This is a genomic window from Aeromonas sp. ASNIH1 (genome assembly GCF_002934285.1).
Taxonomy (GTDB): Bacteria; Pseudomonadota; Gammaproteobacteria; order Enterobacterales; family Aeromonadaceae; genus Aeromonas; species Aeromonas caviae.
In genome coordinates, this window is record NZ_CP026228.1 from 4,849,104 (window position 1) to 4,869,509 (window position 20,406).

The following is a 20,406-nucleotide window of genomic DNA, read 5'->3' on the forward strand; positions in this document are numbered from 1 at the left end:
CATCACCGCCATGCTGCTTGCCACTGCCCATGGCGCAGGATCAGCATGACAAAAAGGCGTCAATTCACTCCCACAAACGGGTGGGTACCACCAGCAGTATGGTGCGCTGTCCGATGGCCACGTTGGCGTTGGGGAAGACCACCGCTTCCCGCGGTTTCTCTACCCTGTATTGCCGATCCCCATCTTCTGCCAGCACAAAACCCTGGGGAAATTCGGTGAAGTTGTCCACATCGCTGGCAAACAGGAAGCGGAACTGCTCCGACTGCTTGTTGATCACCCGATCTATGGCAAAAAGGGTGAAGTCATCGGCTCGCCAGGGCTCGAGGGCCACCTCATCCCGGGTCACCAGCTCCTGCAATGTCTGGCGCACCTCGATGAAGCGGGTCATGTCGTTTTCACCGAAGGGCCGCACCTTGCCCAGCTCCACCGTAAAGGCATGGGCGCCGTGCTGGTGCGAGCTGTAATAGCTGAAGGTGGTGGTCGGGCCGCTCGAGAGCAGTATGGTGCGCACGCCGCAGGCACCGAGGAAACGTACCTGCTCCTTGCAGTGGGGGCGTTCGTGGGGAAAGGGATAGACGGCAAACTTCTCGTGGCGCGAGCCGCGAATGGCGGTATGGAGATCGTAGTGGTAACGGGGCCTGGCCGAGTCGGCAAAGAAGCGACTCACATACTGCTCCAGACGCATGGCGCGGATGCGCTCCCGGTTGCACAGCCCCTCCCCCTTGCTGTGGGCGCCCGAGAAGAGGCGGTTCATGTTCTCTTCCACCTCCCTCACCCCCTGGTTCATGGCGGCAGGGTTGCCAAAGAGGAAGAGCACCCGGTGACGAACCTTGAGCTCCTCTGCGAGCAACCGGGTCAGCAACTGGTTGCAGATCTCGATGGGGGCTGTCTCGTTGCCGTGGATGCCGCAGGAGAGGACGATGTCCTTGTGCCCGGGTTGCCCCGCCTCGGAAGCGGGTTCCAGGCAGATCACGCCGGTATCCCACACGCTCACCCGGGTACCGTCGGTCAGATTGAAGGCGAAAGGCTCGAGCTGCCACTCATGGCGGCGCGTCAGGGCCAAAAAGTCATGCTGGGGAATCATCCGTCTCACCCTTTAGTCTGGAATGCCATGGCCGGATTATACGCAAGGCAACCGGGCTTAAAATCAGTTTTTAAACAAATTCAAACAGTAAGGATAAAAAAGTGGCGAGAATGAGTGACAACTCATGCAACAGGATCAAGCGGGGGAAACACGGAAGAGGGAAAGCGGTGAACGGGTATCGGCAGGTGAAGACAGCATGCCTTCGGCAGACAGGTGGGCATCATGCCCCTGGGATCAGCAGAAAAACAAGGCATCCATGCCCGGCTGATCAACCACGCCAGAACGGCTTGGTGGTCTCTTGATAGCGGTCGGCTTCGTTCAGACCGATGTCCTTGAGCAGGTAGGCGGGCAGCTCGGAGAGCTGGCGGCGGCTGCGGCTGCGTTCCAGCCAGGTCAGGACGGTCATCTTGACGCGAGCAACCAGATTCGATTCGCTGGAATGCTGGTAACCGGCTTCGGTATAAGTCATGTTGGCCATGATATGGCTCCTCTCTCTCGTTCTGCGCAAGGCTCGGATTTGATGCGCAAAGCTTAGTCAGGGCGGGGAGGTGCCTCAATTGACGAATTTTGATACATGACATTAGTAAAAGTAATGGTTGATATCGCCAGGGCAATAACCATAACCATATGATTTTAAAATGAAATAACGTTTAAACTTTCCCCCTGTCAGTCTGGCAGCATTTTCTCCTGCGCCACCCACTTCTAACTATGCACTTTCCCACGCTAGCTATGCACGGCACGACACCGAGTCAGCAGGGTGCAAACTCTCGGCCACCAGAGTTTGTTAACAAATAGATCGCAACAAGATCGTTATTTAACAAAAAGATACGAACAGGCAACCTGAACCGGATGCCCCCATGTCACCCCCATCCTCAGGGTGGCACCGGACACTTGGCACCCTGCCGTCATACTGGTATGGTTATTTATACAGTGGTTTATCATGCTGCCTCCCCACACTGCCCCAATATCATGCTGAACAGGGGAGCGGCACACACACAGGATCTGCCGATGGACACCTTTACCCCCACCGCCGCCCTGCGTCAACAGATGGCCCTGCTGGAGGCGTCGCTGGCACGCCTTGCCCGGCAACTGGGCCAGCTCGACCTGCTGGAGGCTCATGTCTATCCCCTCCCGGCCGTGGCCCAGGGGGAAGAGCATGAGCCCATCGAGGCCATCGAGGTAGGCTATCTCTCGGGCGAGGCGGCCCTGGCCGCCACTCTCGCCGCCTTTCAGGACCACAGCGCCCGCCCCGGCTGCTCCACCAAGGCGACCCACCGTCTGCCCGGCTGGCTGCGCTTTCCTGCCGCCTGTGCCAGGGAGCTGGCCCCCGTCATCGAGGAGATCAACGCGCACAAGCTCGCCTTCAAGGCCATGGTGCAGGCGGCGGGCGGGCGGGACGAGAAGTTCGAGCTGGTGCACGGCGCCCTGCCCGGCGTCATCACCCTGCAGGTCTATCGCAAGCTGACCTGGCTTCAGGGGGATCTCCATTCGCTGGGTTTCACCTGGGCCGACAAGCAGAGCATCAGCCGCCTCAGCCGGGAGCAGGTGCTGGAGATGCTGGAGCGCAGCCGCCGGTATGTACCGGCGCTCTTTGACAACGAAGAGTGGAGCAAGATGGTGGATCAGGAGGTATACGACATTCGCCGCCTGCCGGCGGATGCCGCCCTGCGGATCCGCAGGCCGGTCAAGACCCACCCCATGATCAACCTGCTCTGGCAGGACCGGGAGCCCCGCAAGCAGCAGATCAAGGCGAGCCTTCCCCTGCTGCTCTGCTCCGATACCCAGCCGGCCGTCACCCATCTGGGCCACTACCCGCCCAAGTTGCGCCAGGCACGCCGGGATCGCAAGATTGGCGGTGACCCCATCATAGAGCGGCTGCACCTCTACCTCTATCAGGGGTAGTGCAGGCTCGGCACCGCCACAAACGACAAGGGGAGCATCACGGATGCTCCCCTTGTCACATCGGGCGACAGCCCATCGCCGTCAGCTCATCAGCAGTGCCCGCAGGCTCTCCACATCCAGCCCCTTCACCTCGGACTGGCCGCTCAGGAGGCCGTCGGCCAGTGCCCGCTTCTCGTCGTGCAGCGCCACTATCTTCTCCTCCACCGTCTGCTCGCACACCAGGCGATAGACGGTCACCGGCTGGGTCTGGCCCATGCGGTGCGCCCGATCGCTCGCCTGATCCTCCACCGCCGGGTTCCACCAGGGATCGAGGTGCAGCACGGTGTCGGCCTGGGTCAGGTTGAGGCCCGTGCCCCCCGCCTTGAGACTGATGAGGAAGAGCGGCACCGCTTCGTGGCGAAAACGCAGGATGGACTCCTGACGGGACTTGGCCGAGCAGCCCCCATCCAGATAGCAGTAGTCCCACTGCCGCTGTTCGATACGGCTGCGCAGCAGGCTCAGCAGATCGACAAACTGGCTGAACACCAGCACCCGGTGGCCACCATCGATGGCTTCGTCCAGCAGCGCCATCGCCTCGTCCAGCTTGCTGCTGGTCTGGGACCACTCCGGCATCACCAGCTGGGGGGAGCAGCAGAGTCGGCGCAGCCGGGTCAGGCCGCTCAGCACATGCATCAGGGCACGGCCATCGGCACTTTGCACCTGCTGCACCACCTCGCGCCGGGTCGCCTCGTAGAGTTGACGCTCCTCGGGGGAGAGGCTGATGTGATGGATGATCTCGGTCTTGTCCGGCAGCTCCGTCAGCACCTGTTGCTTGAGGCGGCGCAGGATGAAGGGGCTGATCACCGCCCGCAGCATCGCCATGTGCTGGGGATCCTTGACCGCCTTGCCAAAGCGGCGCTTGAACTCCCCGAGGCTCCCGAGCAGGCCGGGGTTGATGAAGCTGAACAGGCTCCACAGCTCCCCCAGATGGTTCTCGATGGGGGTGCCGGAGAGGGCGAGGCGAAAATCCCCGTCGAGCTGGAACAGCAGCTTGGCGCGCTGGGTACCGGCATTCTTGATCTGCTGTGCCTCGTCCAGCACCATGCTCGACCAGCGGCGGGACTTGAGCGCCTGGGAGAGACTGCCGAGCATGCCGTAGTTGACCAGGACGATCTGTCCGGCCCTGGCCCCCTGGATCAGGGTCTCCCGCTCGGCGGGATGGTCGAACACCACCACCTCGAGCTCGGGGGCAAAGCGGGCCACCTCCTCCTGCCAGTTGGTGACCACTGACTTGGGCACCACCACCAGCGCCGGGCCCAGGTGCTGGCGCATGCGCAGCACGATGAGGGCCTGCAAGGTCTTGCCCAGACCCATGTCATCGGCCAGACAGGCGCCAAAGCCGTGATGGGCCAGGGTCGCCATCCAGCGTACCCCCTCCTTCTGATAGTCCCGCAGCGCCGTCAGCAGCTCGGGGGGACAGCTCACCTCCTGCTGCCACTCCTGCTGAAGGTTCTGCCAGGCGGCATCCCCCTCGGTGGTGATGACGGAGAGCAGGCGGGCCAGCGGATAGGCCAGCTTGTTGTTGATGCGCTGCTCGTTGTCCAGCATGGCGCCGAGCACGGTGAGGCGTTCCACCAGCTTGTCGCTCAGCATCAGGCTGGTCTTCTCGTCGAGCTGCACCGTGCGCTGGCCCGGAGTCAGCTGGCGCAGGATGAGGCGAAGATCGAGGATCTGGTGCTCGTCCAGCGAGAGCGCCCCCTCCACCTGGAACCAGTCCTGACGCCGCTCGATGCGCAGGCTCAGGGCCGCTTCATCGAGGCTCTTGAGGCGGGCGCTGTCCTGGTGCCAGTGCACCACCACACCGGCGTCCACCAGCTCGGGCAGGGCGTTGACCAGGGTGAGCGCCTGCTCCCCGTCCAGCTTCCACTCGTTGCCGGGCAGGCCGATGGGCAACTGGTTGCGAAGGCGCTGGGCATCCTCTTTCTCGGCAGCCAGATCCCGCTGCCAGTAGTGATACTCCCGGATACCCTGGCGCACGATGGCCTCCCCCTTGCCCAGAGGCAAGGGCGGCAGGTCCCCCTCCCGGGTCACCAGCTGGACCACGAGCTGCCCCTCCTGCCAGTCGAGCAGGACGGAGGGAACGCCGGGCCAGGGGGCCAGCTCGGCATTGCCTCTGAGCCCCGCCACCTGGCTGTGCCAGGGGAGATCGGGGATCGCATCCAGCGTGCGTTGCAGCTCCTCGAGCCCGGCTGGCGGCAATGCCGGAATGGCCTCCAGGGCCGGTAATCTGTCCAGCAGTGCCTGCGGTGTCAGAATAAGCTGCCACAAATCCTGAGCCAGGGGGACGATGTGCGCACCGCGGGTGGCGGGAGCAGGATGTAGTCTGGCGCTCATGCCCTCCCCGCTCTGTACCAGTTGCAGCAGGGGGGCGCTGACGGCCAGTTGCAGCTTCTGCCCCTTGGCATTGAAGAGGCGAGGATGGTTTGCCAGGGGCACCCAGGCATCCCGGGGCAACTTGCCCATGTTGCGCGGCAGGGTGCGCACCAGTGCCCAGTCAGCCTCGTCCAGCAGGCTGGCGTACTGGGTGGAAAGCAGGGCCGGATCGACCCTTCGCCCGGCGGTCCACTCCCCCTTGGTGCTCTGCTTCTGGATCTTGCACTCAAGCTCAGGCCCCTCCGCGTGGAGCAGCCAGACCAGCCGCTCCTGGGGCTTGCGCACCCCGCTCGAGCGTCCCAACCCCTGCAGCCAGTTGAGCCAGCTTGCCGAGGCGGGGGCCTTGCCTTCCTCCTCGGTGGCATCCTCTTCCTCCCCTTGAGCAGGGCGCAACGCGCGCAGGGGCCAATGGGCGGCTTCCCGGCCAAGCAGGAGTCGCAGCAGATCCTGGCAGAAGGCCATCAGTCGATGCCGAGGCTCGGCGTCCAGCACGTGGGAGAGGTCCCACTTGTGCAAGATGGTCACCTGGGGGCTCTGCTCGCCGTGGCGCGCCAGGGCGCAGAGATCGAGCCAGAGGTAACCCCAGTGGAGCTCCTCCAGCGGCAGTTGCAGGGTATCGAACAGGCCGACCGCCTGGCCGTGGCGATCTCCGGCCCACTGCCCCAGCAGATCGGCCAGCAGGGGGGAGTGATTGCCCAGACTGCGCTGCCACTTCTTGCGCTGCTCGCTCCCCTGCACCGGATCTGCCTGTTGCAACCAGCCGAGCCAGAGCAGGGCGCTGAACATCCGGGGCCAGGGCGACGCCTCTTGCCCCTGCCACTGGCCAAGCGCCCCCAGCAGCCGCTCGGCCAGGGGTTGCTCATCCCCCTGCTGCGCCAGTTGTTGCAGTGCAGGCCAGTGAGTGGTTACCTCGCCCTCAAAGGAACCGCAGAGCCACTCCCATTCTCGGGCGCGAGCCTGGATCAGGCCAGAGAGCGCCGGGGAGCAGGAGGCGACCAGCGTTGCCAGCGGCCAGCCCTCGTCAGGCTCTGCGTCAAGCAGGGCCTGCAGGGCGAAGTGCTCGAGCAGCAGGGCCTGCCAGGCGGGGCTGGAGCCTGCCAGCAGGCGGGGAGCATCGGGGAGATCCAGGAGGCTCAGGAGTTCGGCACTCTGGTAATAGGCCGGGATCTGCCCCGCATCTCCCAGACAGAGCTCACGCACCACCTCCTGTGCCCGCTCCAGGCCCGTGACCGAGGGGATGCGGGACCACTGCGGCATGGGGCACTCCCCCGCACGCACCGCCAGGATCAGGGTCAGGGTTCCCTCTGCCGTCAGACTCCACTGCTGCTCCGTTCGTTGACGGACAAGCCCCCACTGCTGCAACTGATCGAGGGTGTCGAGCAGCGCACGCCCGGGTGCGCCCGGGGCATAGAGGGTGTCTTGCAGGTAACGAGTGCTGGCGGCGCGCTGCAATTGCAGCTCGCACAGCAGGGCATGGCAATCTGAAGAGAGGGTGAAGGCTGACATCAGAACTCACGGGCAAGTGCAAAGGCGGAATTTTAACGGGAAAGCGGCGGCGGCTCGACCCTTAAGCGCGAAATAGTGCAAAAAAGCTGGCGCCTTTGATGGGTACGCGAGCGACAGGGCTGACAGGGCACTCGCCCCTGCCACCGGGCAACGGGCCGCAGGAGGGGCGCTGTCATCAAAAAAGGCGCCGCAGCGCCTTCTGGAAACAGATTGTTGGCTCAGCCTTCCAGCCGGGCCAGACGGGCTTCCAGCCCCTGCAACTGCCCCTTGAGGAGCTCGACCTCTTCTTCGAGCGCTGCCAGTCTGTCTGCCGCCGGTGACACAAGGTTGCCAGCGGGCGCCGCGTCGGCCAGCGCCTGCAGATCCACCTCGCCACTGAACAGGTGCGCGTAGCGGGATTCCCGCTTGCCCGGCTCACGGGGCAGCTTCACCACATAGGGCCCCCGCTCGATGAGAGTGGCCAGCACGGCATCCACTTCGGTCACATCGTCAAAGCTGCACAACCGGTTGGTGCGCGAACGCAGCTCACCCGGGGTCTGCGGGCCACGCAGCAAGAGTTCGCAGATGATGCCGAGCTCCTGGGCCGAGAACTTCAGCTCGCCGAACTCGGTATTGCAGAAACGATGCTGATAGCGGGGCACCCTGGCGTTGAAACCGGCGGTATTGACCACCAGACGGCGGCGGATCAGCTCGTCGATCACGGCGCGGATATCCAGCTCGGCGAGCTCCAGCACGGGTTCCCGGTTGCTCTTCTGGTTGCAGGCATTGACCAGTGCATTGAGCGAGAGAGGGTACTGATCCGGCGTGCAGATCTCTTTCTCAATCAGGCAGCCGATCACGCGGGCCTCTAATGGGCCTAGTACTATCTCCATGTCATACTCCCTTGCCAAACAAGACGTTAAGACGGTTATCTTAGCCAAGGCGCTTGCGCCGTCCAGCAGATAACCCCATTTTTGCGAGCCGATGAAACCCTTGCTGCAACCTTGTACAGCAAAACGGCTGCGGTGCGCGGGCGAGGTGAACGGATGGCCGGGAACCTCTTTGGCAACCAGCCCCCTCCCCCTTCAACGAGGCGGGCACAAAAACCATCACGGCCGCAAAGGCGGCCGTGATGGTTGACAGATTGAAACGGCCCTCACGAAGAGGGCTTGCGCTCCAGGGTCGCGGCCACCTTTCTTGCGGCCGACACGGTGAGCAAAGGCTCACCCGGATAGAGCATCAGGGCGCTTGCCCGCAGGTTGTCCGCCTCCGCCGTGCGCCCCAGGGCATTGAGGGCGATCACCATGTTGGCGTAGATGTTGGCCCTCGGGGTATGCCGCACGAAGGCCTGCCCCCAGTCAAGGTAGGCTTCAAGCTCCGCCTTGTTGTTGGCCTGCAGACCGACCATGAGGCGCACCGCGTTCACGTCGAACTCCACCCGGGTCAGCCAGGCCATGGGGTTGACGATGTCGAGCAGGAGCGCAGGCTGCTTGTAACCGCCCCGCTCATACTTGGTCACCACCCAGGCGGTATGCATGGCGGTCAGCATGAAGGGGATGACGATCAGGGGAATGGCGATGGCCATGAAGCGCAGCAGCAACCAGGGGCGGCACAGATGGTCGCGCCAGTTGCCGTGGTCTTGCTCCTCCACCTCCGCATCCATCGCATACAGGAGCAGCAGCAGCACCCACCACAGGGCGATGGCGTGGTAGAAGGGGTACTCGGTCTGGGTGTGCAGCAAGATGGGGGTCACCAGCGCAAGCAAGGCGGCGCCCTTGACCCAGCCCGCCCGGCTCAGACGCCACAGCAGGGCCCCGCCCATCAGCACCATGCCCAGCATGGGGGCCAGACCCCCTTCCACCGCCCAGTAGAGAAACTCGTTGTGGGGGTGATCCAGGTTGTACTCGATCTGCACCATGGCCGGGTTCAGCGCCTTGTCGGCCATGTAGTGATGGAGAAACACCGACTCGAAGCTGCCATAGCCCCAACCGGTCCAGGGCATCTGGGCAATCAGCTTGGCGGCGTAGGGCCAGTAGATGGAGCGCATGCCGCCGGACTGGTAGATCTCCAGCCCTCGTCTGGCTCCGGCCATCAGGTATTGCGAAACCAGCCCGATCAAGATGCCCAGCGCTACCAGCGCGAGCATCCGGCCCAGCCGCCGCTCACGACCCAGCTGGGCAGACAGCAGCAAGAGAGCCATCATGCCGCCCAGTTGCCCGACCCGCGATTGCAAGATGACCAGCAGCAGAGAAGTGGCCAGGATCACCCCATAGCGCAGCCCCTTGAGCCAGGGGTTGGCATCACCGCGCAGCTCCAGCCAGATGGCCAGTGACAGGCCGGTCGCCATGAAGCTCGCCATCACGTTGGGTTGCTGGAAGATGCCATAGGGGCGGTTGGTCTGGGTGTCGTACCCAATCCAGTTGCCCGGCACCAGCAGGTAATACTGCACCAGGCCGAGCAGCGCCTCGATGGCAACGGCCCCCAGCAGCAGATAGAGCAGCCTGTCTCGCCCCTCGCGGCCGAATCGCCACTGATAGAGGCTTGCCAGAAACAGCAGGCCGGCAAACAGCCCCAGCAGCCGGGGAATGGCATAGTCCTTGAGCTCGGCTCCCGGATAGGCCATGGGCAGCAACAACAAGAGGCCCCCCAGCCACTGGGCCGTCAGCAGCGGCGAGACCACCAGCCGCTGGCTGAGGGTCACATGCCACAGCCCCAGGGCCATCACCAGGCTGGCGAAGATCCAGCCCCAGGCATTGAACGGCAGATAGAGCCCTGCCCCGCCCGGGTTGTGCATGAAAAAATGCATGCCAAGCAACCAGTAAAGGAGGCTGACAACCCCCAATATCCCAGTCGTCGACGTCACCGTCACTGCTCCCTGTTGTGTCATGCTCATGCTCGTTTTCTTCCGACACGCCATACATGAAGGGGGGCAGAGCCCCCCTTGTTCACTTCAATCATCCTTGTGCCGATTCCGGTCGGCGAAACGCATGGCGCACCAGCACGATGCCCACCCCCAGCATGCCGCCGAGCAGGGTAGCCAGCACCACCACCAGAGGGCGCTTGGGCTGTTCGCGGCTCAGGGGCTCACTCGGCGAAGCCAGATAGGCGAACGACTGGAAGGGCTGTGCTTCAAGCTTGATGGCCTGAAGGCTGCCCAACTGCAGGCGCAGGTCGCTCAGCGCCGGGTTGAGGAACTCGGGGTTCTTGATCTCCTTGAGGATCTTGAGCTTCTCGGCGAGGGCGCGCGCCCCCAGATCGATGGGAAGGCTCCCCTGCTCCTGCAGATTCTGCACCGGCGCCTCCAGCCCGGCCGCCTGTGTAATGCGCAGACCATATTCGGTACGCAGAATATCGTCTTGCAACTGCTTGAGGGTATCGGCCTTGGCACTCTCGAACTGGGTTTGCAGCGTCTTGATGCGGTTCTGCCAGATGGTATACAGCTCCTTGCCCTTGGCCGCCGACTCCTGATGCTGGATAAAGGCGATGTACTGCTCCAGCCGGGATTTGGCCTCCCCCGCCGTGGCCGCGGCAAAGGAGAGCGTCACCTCTTCACGCAACTTGTCCGGCGCCTTGGCGCTGATCCCCTCGGCCATCTTCTTGAGCAGCAGCCGCTTGCCTTTGGGATCTGTGACGTCGGCCTGCGCGGCCTCGGCATCCAGATAGCCTCTTTCCAGCAGGAACTGGCGTTTGTTGTTGAAGCTGTTGAAGTTGTTGACGAAGTCGCCATAGAGCGCCTTCTTGTCAAAGGCAGTAAAAGCCGCCACCGGTACCTGAGCATTGACCAGCTGGTTGATGTTGAGCTCGAGGGACTCCACCTCCTTGAGGGTGGGCGACTTGATCTCGGCCTGGCTGACCCAGACCTGGGGGGCCAGCAGGGCATAGGCGATACCTGCTGCGGCAAAGACGCCTGCGACCAGCAGGATCAGTATTTTCTGGCGCCACAGGACCAGGATCAGCTCACGCAGATCGATTTCATCACCGGAAGAGGCTTGCCAACCCTGGGGCAACTGACTGTCTGAATTATCGAATACTTGTTTGTTCATATCGGGCTCTGAAGATGAGGTGATTGCCAGAGAGGGGCGTGACGGTCTTTCTCTGACAAGCGTAATGGCACATTGTCCATGAGGGGCCACTCAATAGCCAGTGTCGGATCCGACCAGTGAAGGGAGGCTTCCAGCTCGGGAGCGTAATAATCGGTGCATTTGTAGAGCACCTGGGCCCATTCGCTCTGAACATAAAAACCGTGGGCAAAACCTGGCGGGATCCAGAGGGAGGTTCCCTCCTCGGCCGAGAGCGACACCCCCACCCACTGGCCCAGGGTCGGGCTCCCGGCGCGCACGTCGACGGCCACGTCGAAGATGGTGCCTGCCAGCACCTGTATCAGCTTGCCCTGGGGCCGCTGGCGCTGATAATGCAGCCCCCGTAGTGTCCCTTGTCGGGAACGACTCAGATTGTCCTGAACGAAGCAAAAATCACCGCATCTGCGGGTGAAGAGATCGTGGCGAAACAGCTCCATGAAGTCGCCCCGCTCATCTGGATGACGCTGGTGGCGGATCTGGATAACATCCGGAATCTTCAATGAAATAAAGTGCATAGGTGTTTTCTTTGGAATAATGGGCAAGGATATATCACCCAATGGAGTGCCTTATCAATCCCAATCGGGGTGCATTTTGCCAAAGGGCTCTTGCAACAGACGCAACAGATAGGCGCCATACCCGCTTTTTGCCAGTGGCTGTGCCAGTGACGCCAGCGCCTCGTCAGAGATCCAGCCCTGGCGCCAGGCGATCTCCTCCGGAGCGGCCACCTTGAGCCCCTGGCGTTTCTCCAGGGTCTGGATGAAGCTGCTCGCCTCCTGCAGGCTGTCATGGGTCCCGGTATCCAGCCAGGCAGCACCACGCCCCATGAAACAGACCTCCAGACTTTGCTGTGCCAGATAATGGAGATTGACATCGGTGATCTCGAGCTCTCCCCGTGACGAAGGGCGCAGGCCCCGGGCAATCTCGCTTGCCGTGGCATCGTAGAAATAGATGCCCGTCACTGCGTATTGACTGGCAGGAGATGCCGGCTTCTCGACGATCGACTCGACCCGCCCCTCACCGTCGAACCCCAGCACACCGTAACGTTCGGGATCCTGTACATGATAGGCAAACAGGGTGGCGCCTTGCGTCTTGGCGCTCGCGCGCTGCAACTGGCGGGGCAGCTCGGTGCCATAGAAGATGTTGTCCCCCAGAATCAGGCAGCAGGGGTTGCCGGCCAGAAAGGGCTCCGCAATGAGCAACGCCTGGGCCAGCCCGGCAGGCTCTTCCTGCACCGCGTAGCAAAATTGCATCCCCCACTGGCTGCCATCCCCCAACAGCAGCTCGAAGCGGGACAGATCCAGCGGCGTGCTGATGATGAGAATCTCACGGATACCCGCCTGCATCAGGGTTGAGAGGGGGTAATAGATCATGGGCTTGTCATAGACCGGCAGCAGTTGCTTGCTGATGGCCAGCGTCGCCGGATAGAGACGGGTGGCGGATCCCCCGGCCAGGATGATGCCTTTACGCTGGTGCATGGAACACCTCCAGAAAAGAACAGAGAGCCATCAAGACACGCGTCACGTCATTCACCTTCACACTGACTGGCAAGCCAGCGGCTCATCAGCCCTTCCCAGGCCGGGATCTGGATCCCGAACACAGTGGCAAACCGTCGACAATCGAGCCTGGAGTTGGATGGCCGACGGGCTGCCTGAGGCCAGTTTGCAGATGGAATGGGTTTTATCGGAACGGGCTGTGCCAGCAGACCAAGCCGACAACCTTCCTCAACCAGGGCCGATGCAAAGCCATGCCAGCTCGTCTCGCCTGCGGGGCAGAGATGATAGAGGCCGCCCTTGTCTGGCGCCTTTACGACCTGTGTCAGCGCCAGGAGAACGGACGTTGCCAGCCAGTCCACCTGGGTCGGCGCCCCCCACTGATCCGCCACCACCTCAAGGGGCTGGCCCTCGTTGGCACGGCGCAAGATGGCTCGGGCGAAGTGTGCCTCTTCCCCACCATAAACCCAGCTGGTGCGCACGATCAGATGATGGGGACACAGCCCCTGAATGGCCTGCTCTCCGGCCAGCTTGCTGGCACCGTAGACATTGAGCGGGGCAGGCACATCCACCTCGCGCCAGGGAGCGCTGCCGGAGCCATCGAACACATAGTCGGTGGAAAAATGTACCAGCAGCGCCCCCCTGGCACCGGCTTCCCGGGCAAGCAGTGCGACGGCCTGATGATTGATACGCTCTGCCAGCTCGGGCTGGCTCTGTGCGAGATCGACTGCCGTATAGGCCGCACCGTTGAGGATGACATCAGGCTGATGGCGGTTCAGGGCGCAGATCAGCGCACCGGGGTCGGTGATATCACACGCATCCCTGCCAAGGGCCGTCACCTGCCAATGGGGATAATCCCGGCAAAGGGCAGAAAAAAGGGCTCGTCCCAACTGGCCACGAGCCCCCAGCAACAAGATCCGCATCGGGATTACCGCGCGCCAAAACCGGTCAGGATGGTGCGGATGGTCTTGAACACGATGAGCACATCCAGCCAGAGGGAGAAGTGCTTGATGTAGTAAAAATCGTGCTCGATCTTGATGCGGGTATCATCGGCATCGGCGGCATAACCGTGGACCACCTGCGCCCAGCCACTGATCCCGGGCCGCACGATATGACGGTACATGTAGAAGGGGATCTCCCGTTCGAACTGATCGACGAACGTGCGCTGCTCCGGTCTTGGCCCAATCAGGCTCATGTCCCCTTTAAGGACGTTGAAGAACTGCGGCAGCTCGTCGATGCGCAGCTTGCGGATCACCTTGCCCACCCGGGTGACGCGCATGTCGCCGTCCTGGGCAAACTGGGCGCCGGCTTTTTCCGAATCCTTGCACATGCTGCGGAACTTGTAGATGCGAAAATCCTTGTTCCCCTTTCCTACCCGGTTTTGCAGGAACATCACGGGGCCCGGACTCTCCAGCTTGATGAGGATCGCCGTCACCAGCATCAGGGGGGAGAACAGCGGAATCGCGATCAACGCGGCCAGAATGTCCATTCCACGTTTGATGAAGGCATAGACGGGGGACGGCAAAAGGGAACCAAGCTGGTTCTCGTGCAGATGATCGATCTTCACGCGCCCGGTCAGGGTCTCGCTGATCTGCTTGATGTGATAGACGGGAATGTGAGACAGGGCGCAGCGCGCCAGGAAACGCTCCCACTCACCCGCCAGCTTCTCATCCCGAAGATCTGCCACCACGGCGTCATAACGCACGGCCCCGAGATCGGGTTTGTCCAGCAGACGCCACTGCACACACTCGTGCCGGGTCAGGGCCTGATAGTCCCCAAAGGGTAGCAAGGCGTATTTGGGGGTCCGGTAACGGCGGCCGATGAAGTAGGCGAGCCAGCAGCAAAGCAAGGCAACCAGATACGACTCGAACAATACCTGGCGGCTGTAAGGCAGCCGCAGGAAGAAGAGAATGCCGACCAGGGCACCATAGAGGGTGGTCACCGTGGGGATCATATAGGCCACGGGACTTGCGCCCGGATAGCGCAGGAAGCGATGCAGCACAATCCCGGTCAGCAGAAACGCCACAAAGGCACCGCTCAGGGTATTGATCCGGACGGCATCGAGGTGATGCCAAAATTCCAGGCCCCATCGCTCAATGGCAGGCAGGCAAACCGCAAGCAAGGCCCCGAAGATGAACAAGGCAGGAGGGCTGAATAACACACGTTCATACCAGCGTGAGTGACGGCGTTGAAAGGACAAAGTTACCCCCAGAGATCGAAATAAAGGTCAAATAAATACATAACTTTCTAATTCTACTCGCGAATTCGTTTTTTCAACGCGATGACGACATAGCTGAGCCAATGATACAAACTATCTGGCAAACTTAACAACAACTTGTGCCGATAGATATGCCACTGCCATTTTGCTGCGGTCAATTTATTTGCAGATAATGAGTTTGAACTCAATCTATAACGAGCAACGATGTCTTGAACGCAGGCAGCCTTTTTTGCAACCTTCATTATTGCAAGCCACATCAGGTAATCTTCATGCCCACAGCGCTCTTGGTAAAATGTGCCAAGCAGTTCGCGGTTATATATTCCCGTCAGATTTCCGATCCGGTTGCTGTTCAGCATATCCTTGTAGCTGAATTCCATCGGACTGGTTCGCACTGCCACGGTGCGATCAATGTCATCAGAGAGAAAAGTAGAGTAATTGCCACACACCACAGCATACCCTTGCTCCAGCAAAGATATCTGTTTTTCCAGTTTGTTTGATTCCCAGAGATCATCACTATCCAGAAAAGCAATATACTTGCCCTTGGCTGATTGAATGCCGACATTGCGGGCATTGGCTACACCACCATTATCCTTGAGCAGGATATATTCGATTCTATCATCATGGATATCTGCCACAACATTCGCTGTGTCATCTGTTGATGCATCATCAACAATATAGAGGCGCCAATCGCCAAATGATTGGGACAATACAGATTCAACACTATGCCTTATATATCTTGCCGCATTATAAGCGGGCATGATAATAGACACTGATTCAAATGGCATTTATATCAACCTCATCCACTGTTTGACAATGATCTCGGGTGAATAGCGTTCTGCTGCAGACAAGGCTGCGAGCTGCATATTTCTTCGTGCATCATCCGAGTTCATTAAATAGACCAACTTGTCCTTGTATGCCTCCATGTCACCATCCAATACCAGGAATCCATCAACACCTTCGCTGATAATTTCTCTTGGCCCGGTCTTGCAATCAAATGCAACCGCCGGCAATCCAAAAGACTTCGATTCTATCAATACCAGAGGAAGGCCTTCATAATGGGAGGTCATCGCCAGAATGCTCGCATTGGCATACTCAATGTCAATGTTCTTGGCCGCGGGGAGCAAGGAAACTGTGTCAGCAAGCGCATGATCATCGACAATCTTTTGCAACTTGTCGCGATCCTCTCCATCTCCGATGATACGCAGCTCCCACCCCTTTTTATCGTCGATAGCAGCCCAGATATGCAATAAACGATCAAATGCTTTTTGATAGGTGAGACGACCAACCGCCAGGACGACTTTTTTCTTTTGTGCCAGGCTATCTGCACCTTGCACCGGAAATGCACTGGCGTTGGAAATAACACTCACATTGGCTTTGACCTTTCCATCGAGAATGGATTGATCATGTTGTGTCAATAACACCAACTCATCCGCAAGATGATAGCTTAAGCGTTTTAAAGCACGAATCCACCAGGGGGAGGTCTCATAGGCAATATGTTCACTTAAGATTAGCTTCCCTTTTAATCTCAACAGTGAATGTAGCAGTGACAGCTTGAACGACAATCTGCCCATAGAGACGGATATAATGGTATCGTTTTTATGCTGATACAATGCACGCGCCAGATTTATCGGTGAAGCCCCATCCAATATGTCATAACTTACATCAGTCGACAATGAATAATAGGGAGTTGTATTCTTGCCCATCAAGGAAACAATGCTGACATTATATTGATGATTGGCGAGGCTATTCGCGATAAATGTTGCGACCCTCTCAGTGCCACCGGACATTGTTATATCATCAATGAAAACCACAACATTCATTACGATTTACCTATCAAGTTTAACTTTTCTTTTGAGGTAATTTTTTGACCCTGCACTGTACTTATTAGAATAGAAAATAGAATAAAGTCAGCTGGTCCAAAAAGTCCAAATTGGTCTAATGCATATCGAATGATGACTATAATAGCAAGAACATTAAAATACCAATATTTAATTATGAACCCACTAATGAATTGATATATATAGAACGCTATAAACAGTAAAAATGGAAAGATACCAAATCGAGCGTGCAACATTATAAATGTATTATGTGGATTCCCATCAAATCTAGCAATCAAATCACAGCATTTAAAAAAATCTACGCCAAATAGAACATCATACGGGCTGTTTATTGAATCTAAATACTGTGCCAGCATTAGGCTTCGCTCTGACTCGACACCATGAGCAAAATTACTGCTCTGTATTAATGTTGATATTTCGATTGCATATGAAATGCCTATAACTACAGCGACAGTCAATATTAATAAAACATATGCCTTACCATATTTAGTGAGTATGGATAGACACAAAACAACAAGTGATAAGGCAATACCACTCCGACCATAAAGAATGAAACATGATAGGGTTATTAGTATTGGATAGAAAATGAATATATTTTTTTCATATAGCTTACATGCATATAAGTAGTAAACCATGAAAATTATCATGTATCCACTTATGAAATTTCTACTCCCATCTATCAAATCATTATATGCATCAGGATTATATCCGAGATGGGCCACCTGATATATGAACCATAATAGCGACACAATCAATAAAGTTTGAGATACCGCATAGTCTATTCTTAATCGACGTATAGAGATGGCAAGAGATAAAGATGAGAGAAAATAGAAGTAATATAAGAAGTAGTTTCTTCCCTCTATACTATTATTGATAAAGCCAAATAAGAATATATAAAAACCAACTGCCGCACACACGATCAAGGCAACTGGAGCAAGTTTTCTTGATGTAGCAAAAAATAGTAAAATAGAAATCACGCCACCAACGAACGCGAATACACTTCCACCGGTAGATATTTTTAGAAGAAAACATAATACAGATAGAAAAACTAATGCTATGTTGAATGCATACATGTAATTATTTCTCTGCCTCGTTTATGTCAATAATCTCAAATGAGTTGTAGCTTTGTGACTTAATTGCATTGTTAAAGGCAGGGCTTAATGCTGTCGAATAAAAAATTCTATTTACAATTTTTGGATGATACGCAAGATTTATTTGGCATGAACTTAAAAAGCCATATAAATATACATATTCATACTCTTTTAAAAGCATTATAATTTCTTGCTCTGCAATATATTTCGCATTGATTTTATTTATATAATTAGGTGTGTAGTCTGTTCGCTCTCTAGGATGAGGCAAATAGAATGTGTCTCTATCTTCTGACTTTAATATTGACCAGCACCTATTTAAATTTGACCTAATGTTTTTTTCCGAACCAAATAGAGATGCATATACAGCACCAATCATTACATTACATGAAGATTTTTTTAACCCCGCGCTTTCCACATTACCTTCATCTCCTGTAGAAATTGATGTAAAGTTAATAGGGATCGTATTGGAGATTATGTTTTTATGCTGTGGGTAAATTGTATAATGACATTGGCTACGCTGTTTTACATTTAAGATGTCATAATGAATCATCAAGATACATCTATATATTCTTATAAAAAGTCTCACGTCTGGGTCCTGATAGTAAATACTACCAGGGATGATATTGGCCGAGCCATCATCAAATGTATATAAATGTTCGAAGCCAACTCTCGATAAAATAAAATGAATTAATATATTGTCGATAGAGGAAACAAATACAGCATCATAGCGTCGCTTAAAGAAATGTCTGAAAATAGCCGGGAAGTAGAGCGGATATTTCAACTTCATATGAATAAACGTCACTTTACCGCAAATTTCTCTCATGTCCTGCAGTGTGTTTTTTGTGACATCATTATCTATTTTACTGATATAAAATAGTTCCACATCGTCAGGAAGAAGATTCCGGTGTGCAATAATGCGTGATGCAATAACCAACTGGAGATGCGTGTAACAGACAAAAAGATTCATTGTTGGAGATCCGCTGAGTTTATTGCAATATTATTTTTTATAGGTGATACGCCAGGAAACAGCACTGACCCGTGATGCCAGCCACCATGTGGCAAAAAATCGAATGCACATCGAGATAGCGAAAGCCATTGCAACGCCCACTATGCCCATATGCTCGATCAGGTAGACAAGCAGCGCAATGTTCAACAATCCGGTGGAGATAGTGACGGCAGACAAGGCACCGGTTCTTCTGGCATAGAAGATATAATTGGCCACCATCAGATACATTCCACCAAAGGCTTGCCCAAGGCATAGCCATCCGATGACCGTCGTTGCCCTTTGATACTCGGCGCCTGCTACCCATGTGACCACCCAGGGGCCGACGATGAATGAAAGGGCTCCCAGACCGGAAACAATGACAAAGAACAGATAAGTGAACTTGACCAGTCGTTGCAACTGATGAGGGTTATTGTCCGACAGGGTTCTGAACAGCCAGGGTACCAGCGCCTTGTTGATGGCATCAAATACGACAGCCATCCCAAGACTGAGTTGTACGCCAAGCATATAGATACCCGCCTCTGCCACCCCCAACTGCCGGTTGATAAAGAACCTGTCTATCGAGCTCAACAAGAATATCCCAACCACATGTGGTACCAGAGGGACCCCAAAAGAAAGCGCCTCTTTGAAAAATGCCTTCTTCAGGGGCAATAAAACCAGCAAGCGATCCCGATAAAGCAACAGCAGTCCTAATACGGCATACACGACACTGGTTGCCATCAGCGCATCAACACGTCCGGCGGCGCCCTGCTGAAACCCGATAATCAACGCCAATGACAATATCAGTACAAGGACACTTTGGCTGACTTGCATGACGCCGAAAGAAACTGCCCGCTCTCTGATTTGCCACTGTCCCAATCTGAACTGAATAATGAAATTGGCACTGGAAATAACAAGCGCAAAATACACCCATGAGGTGGGTATATTCAGCCATTGACTGAGCTCCGCCGACAAAAAGAAGCAGACAACCCCGAGGGTCAGTGAGCTGAGCAGCAGGATATGCAGGCAGGTGCCATTGAACAAGGCAAGGGCAGAAGCATCGTGCTTGTCATAGAATTTGCGGTTGGCAGCCCCTACTGCGTTTAGCCCCGTCAGTGCGGCCAGCCCCGTGATCAGTGTCTGAAACATGGCTATCTGACCGTATTCATCAGGTGTCAGATAGCGCGTCAATATGGGCAGCAACAGGAACGGGACTAAGGCATTTAATATATTCGAAGCCAAGTAAATCGTTGAGTTTCTCAGCATCCCGGTCAGTTTCAACATGCCTCGTCATCCAGCCGCTTCACGATTTTCGCCGGGTTACCGCAGGCAACGACACGTGGGGGAATAGAGCGAGTAACCACGCTGCCCGCCCCAACGACACTGTTTTCGCCAATACTTACACCAGGAAGAATAATAGCGTTTGCGCCAATCCAGGCGCCTTTACCAATACAGACTGGTTTAACATCCTGATGCCCCTGCTGAATAATAGGCCTGGTCACGTCATTAAAGGCATGATTGGATACATAGATATGCACCCCGGACCCCAGCATTGCATTCTCTTCGATTGAGATCTGGATAGAAAAGTCTGATTGAGGGGATGCAAATAGCATTGAACCTGGTCTTATGACGACATTTTTCCCCAAGGAAATCCTGCCGGTTTCAATCGCATAAGCACCAAGACGAAAATCAGCACCCTCCCCAAAATATGAAAATTTGCGCATGCAGATTTTATGGGCCAGTCTCCTCGAAAAACAGAGGAAGTAAGTCAGGGGCATGTCAGGCCCCAACCGAGGGGCCGACCAAAGAAATTTCAATCTATCTA

The 20,406-nt window shown here is 56.6% G+C and carries 18 protein-coding genes; 2 read left to right on the forward strand and 16 right to left on the reverse strand.

The window, feature by feature from the left end; genetic code table 11:
- Positions 1–64 precede the first annotated feature (64 nt).
- Complete coding sequence (gene astE / locus C2U37_RS23360; protein ID WP_104453144.1) at positions 65–1,084, reverse strand: succinylglutamate desuccinylase; 1,020 nt, start codon at positions 1,082–1,084, stop codon at positions 65–67.
- Positions 1,085–1,352: 268 nt separating this feature from the next.
- On the reverse strand, positions 1,353–1,562 hold the full coding sequence (locus C2U37_RS23365; protein ID WP_010675316.1) for a DUF1127 domain-containing protein: 210 nt from the start codon (positions 1,560–1,562) through the stop codon (positions 1,353–1,355).
- A gap of 530 nt (positions 1,563–2,092) precedes the next feature.
- On the opposite strand from C2U37_RS23365, the gene C2U37_RS23370 reads away from it, so the two are divergent.
- Entirely contained in the window at positions 2,093–2,986 is an 894-nt protein-coding gene (locus C2U37_RS23370) for a DNA replication terminus site-binding protein (protein ID WP_039040220.1), read from the forward strand.
- Positions 2,987–3,067: 81 nt separating this feature from the next.
- On the opposite strand, the gene C2U37_RS23375 is transcribed toward C2U37_RS23370, so the two are convergent.
- The 8 genes from C2U37_RS23375 to C2U37_RS23410 all read right to left on the reverse strand — a co-directional run bounded on the left by C2U37_RS23375 (position 3,068) and on the right by C2U37_RS23410 (position 14,406).
- Positions 3,068–6,904 (reverse strand): DEAD/DEAH box helicase, encoded by a 3,837-nt coding sequence (locus C2U37_RS23375; RefSeq protein ID WP_104453145.1) that lies wholly within the window; start codon positions 6,902–6,904, stop codon positions 3,068–3,070.
- Between the two features lie 218 nt (positions 6,905–7,122).
- Positions 7,123–7,776, reverse strand: coding sequence for a YceH family protein (locus tag C2U37_RS23380; RefSeq protein WP_104453146.1), 654 nt, complete (start codon positions 7,774–7,776; stop codon positions 7,123–7,125).
- 263 nt (positions 7,777–8,039) lie between these two features.
- Complete coding sequence (locus tag C2U37_RS23385) at positions 8,040–9,689, reverse strand: PglL family O-oligosaccharyltransferase (RefSeq protein ID WP_233768441.1); 1,650 nt, start codon at positions 9,687–9,689, stop codon at positions 8,040–8,042.
- Between the two features lie 148 nt (positions 9,690–9,837).
- Complete coding sequence (locus C2U37_RS23390; protein WP_233768442.1) at positions 9,838–10,926, reverse strand: LPS O-antigen chain length determinant protein WzzB; 1,089 nt, start codon at positions 10,924–10,926, stop codon at positions 9,838–9,840.
- Positions 10,923–11,477, reverse strand: coding sequence for a dTDP-4-dehydrorhamnose 3,5-epimerase (gene rfbC, locus C2U37_RS23395; protein WP_042017517.1), 555 nt, complete (start codon positions 11,475–11,477; stop codon positions 10,923–10,925). The genes C2U37_RS23390 and rfbC overlap by 4 nt, the downstream gene beginning before the upstream one ends.
- 54 nt (positions 11,478–11,531) lie before the next feature.
- Positions 11,532–12,437 (reverse strand): glucose-1-phosphate thymidylyltransferase RfbA, encoded by a 906-nt coding sequence (gene rfbA, locus C2U37_RS23400; RefSeq protein WP_045524120.1) that lies wholly within the window; start codon positions 12,435–12,437, stop codon positions 11,532–11,534.
- A gap of 47 nt (positions 12,438–12,484) precedes the next feature.
- Complete coding sequence (gene rfbD / locus C2U37_RS23405; RefSeq protein ID WP_104453147.1) at positions 12,485–13,375, reverse strand: dTDP-4-dehydrorhamnose reductase; 891 nt, start codon at positions 13,373–13,375, stop codon at positions 12,485–12,487.
- 5 nt (positions 13,376–13,380) lie between these two features.
- Positions 13,381–14,406 carry a sugar transferase gene (locus tag C2U37_RS23410; protein ID WP_225315733.1) on the reverse strand — a complete coding sequence of 342 codons (1,026 nt, stop codon included), beginning with the start codon at positions 14,404–14,406 and terminating at the stop codon, positions 13,381–13,383.
- A 39-nt stretch (positions 14,407–14,445) separates the two neighbouring features.
- Here C2U37_RS23410 and C2U37_RS25180 point away from each other — a divergent pair, with 39 nt between their 5' ends.
- A complete protein-coding gene (locus C2U37_RS25180; RefSeq protein WP_225315731.1) occupies positions 14,446–14,610 on the forward strand; it encodes a hypothetical protein in 165 nt (54 codons plus the stop codon).
- Between the two features lie 95 nt (positions 14,611–14,705).
- Here C2U37_RS25180 and C2U37_RS23415 read toward each other — a convergent pair whose 3' ends face one another.
- From C2U37_RS23415 to C2U37_RS25315, 6 genes are read right to left on the reverse strand one after another with little or no spacing between them, the layout of a single operon-like run.
- On the reverse strand, positions 14,706–15,455 hold the full coding sequence (locus C2U37_RS23415) for a glycosyltransferase family 2 protein (RefSeq protein ID WP_199770492.1): 750 nt from the start codon (positions 15,453–15,455) through the stop codon (positions 14,706–14,708).
- Entirely contained in the window at positions 15,456–16,490 is a 1,035-nt protein-coding gene (locus C2U37_RS23420) for a glycosyltransferase family 4 protein (RefSeq protein ID WP_104453149.1), read from the reverse strand.
- Positions 16,490–17,581 carry a hypothetical protein gene (locus C2U37_RS24790; RefSeq protein ID WP_158656309.1) on the reverse strand — a complete coding sequence of 364 codons (1,092 nt, stop codon included), beginning with the start codon at positions 17,579–17,581 and terminating at the stop codon, positions 16,490–16,492. The genes C2U37_RS23420 and C2U37_RS24790 overlap by 1 nt, the downstream gene beginning before the upstream one ends.
- A 4-nt stretch (positions 17,582–17,585) precedes the next feature.
- A complete protein-coding gene (locus tag C2U37_RS23425; protein WP_104453150.1) occupies positions 17,586–18,566 on the reverse strand; it encodes a glycosyltransferase family 52 in 981 nt (326 codons plus the stop codon).
- A 30-nt stretch (positions 18,567–18,596) separates the two neighbouring features.
- A complete protein-coding gene (locus C2U37_RS23430; protein ID WP_233768443.1) occupies positions 18,597–19,865 on the reverse strand; it encodes a lipopolysaccharide biosynthesis protein in 1,269 nt (422 codons plus the stop codon).
- The gene (locus C2U37_RS25315) at positions 19,859–20,305 is read right to left on the reverse strand and encodes an acyltransferase (RefSeq protein ID WP_324056897.1); all 447 of its coding nucleotides are present in this window, start codon (positions 20,303–20,305) and stop codon (positions 19,859–19,861) included. Before C2U37_RS25315 ends, C2U37_RS23430 begins: the two co-directional genes overlap by 7 nt.
- Between the last annotated feature and the right edge of the window lie 101 nt (positions 20,306–20,406).

Bases quoted from the DNA above. Each gene is read 5' to 3' on its own strand.
- C2U37_RS23375 (WP_104453145.1), bottom strand. From the start codon at position 6,904: ATGTCAGCCTTCACCCTCTCTTCAGATTGCCATGCCCTGCTGTGCGAG.
- C2U37_RS23430 (WP_233768443.1), bottom strand. From the start codon at position 19,865: ATGTTGAAACTGACCGGGATGCTGAGAAACTCAACGATTTACTTGGCT.
- C2U37_RS23385 (WP_233768441.1), bottom strand. From the start codon at position 9,689: ATGCATTTTTTCATGCACAACCCGGGCGGGGCAGGGCTCTATCTGCCG.
- C2U37_RS25315 (WP_324056897.1), bottom strand. From the start codon at position 20,305: ATGCGCAAATTTTCATATTTTGGGGAGGGTGCTGATTTTCGTCTTGGT.
- rfbD (WP_104453147.1), bottom strand. From the start codon at position 13,375: ATGCGGATCTTGTTGCTGGGGGCTCGTGGCCAGTTGGGACGAGCCCTT.
- C2U37_RS23390 (WP_233768442.1), bottom strand. From the start codon at position 10,926: ATGAACAAACAAGTATTCGATAATTCAGACAGTCAGTTGCCCCAGGGT.
- C2U37_RS25180 (WP_225315731.1), top strand. From the start codon at position 14,446: ATGCAGCACAATCCCGGTCAGCAGAAACGCCACAAAGGCACCGCTCAG.
- rfbA (WP_045524120.1), bottom strand. From the start codon at position 12,437: ATGCACCAGCGTAAAGGCATCATCCTGGCCGGGGGATCCGCCACCCGT.
- astE (WP_104453144.1), bottom strand. From the start codon at position 1,084: ATGATTCCCCAGCATGACTTTTTGGCCCTGACGCGCCGCCATGAGTGG.
- C2U37_RS23365 (WP_010675316.1), bottom strand. From the start codon at position 1,562: ATGGCCAACATGACTTATACCGAAGCCGGTTACCAGCATTCCAGCGAA.
- C2U37_RS23425 (WP_104453150.1), bottom strand. From the start codon at position 18,566: ATGAATCTTTTTGTCTGTTACACGCATCTCCAGTTGGTTATTGCATCA.
- C2U37_RS23380 (WP_104453146.1), bottom strand. From the start codon at position 7,776: ATGGAGATAGTACTAGGCCCATTAGAGGCCCGCGTGATCGGCTGCCTG.
- C2U37_RS23420 (WP_104453149.1), bottom strand. From the start codon at position 16,490: ATGAATGTTGTGGTTTTCATTGATGATATAACAATGTCCGGTGGCACT.
- C2U37_RS23410 (WP_225315733.1), bottom strand. From the start codon at position 14,406: ATGATCCCCACGGTGACCACCCTCTATGGTGCCCTGGTCGGCATTCTC.
- rfbC (WP_042017517.1), bottom strand. From the start codon at position 11,477: ATGCACTTTATTTCATTGAAGATTCCGGATGTTATCCAGATCCGCCAC.
- C2U37_RS23370 (WP_039040220.1), top strand. From the start codon at position 2,093: ATGGACACCTTTACCCCCACCGCCGCCCTGCGTCAACAGATGGCCCTG.
- C2U37_RS24790 (WP_158656309.1), bottom strand. From the start codon at position 17,581: ATGTATGCATTCAACATAGCATTAGTTTTTCTATCTGTATTATGTTTT.
- C2U37_RS23415 (WP_199770492.1), bottom strand. From the start codon at position 15,455: ATGCCATTTGAATCAGTGTCTATTATCATGCCCGCTTATAATGCGGCA.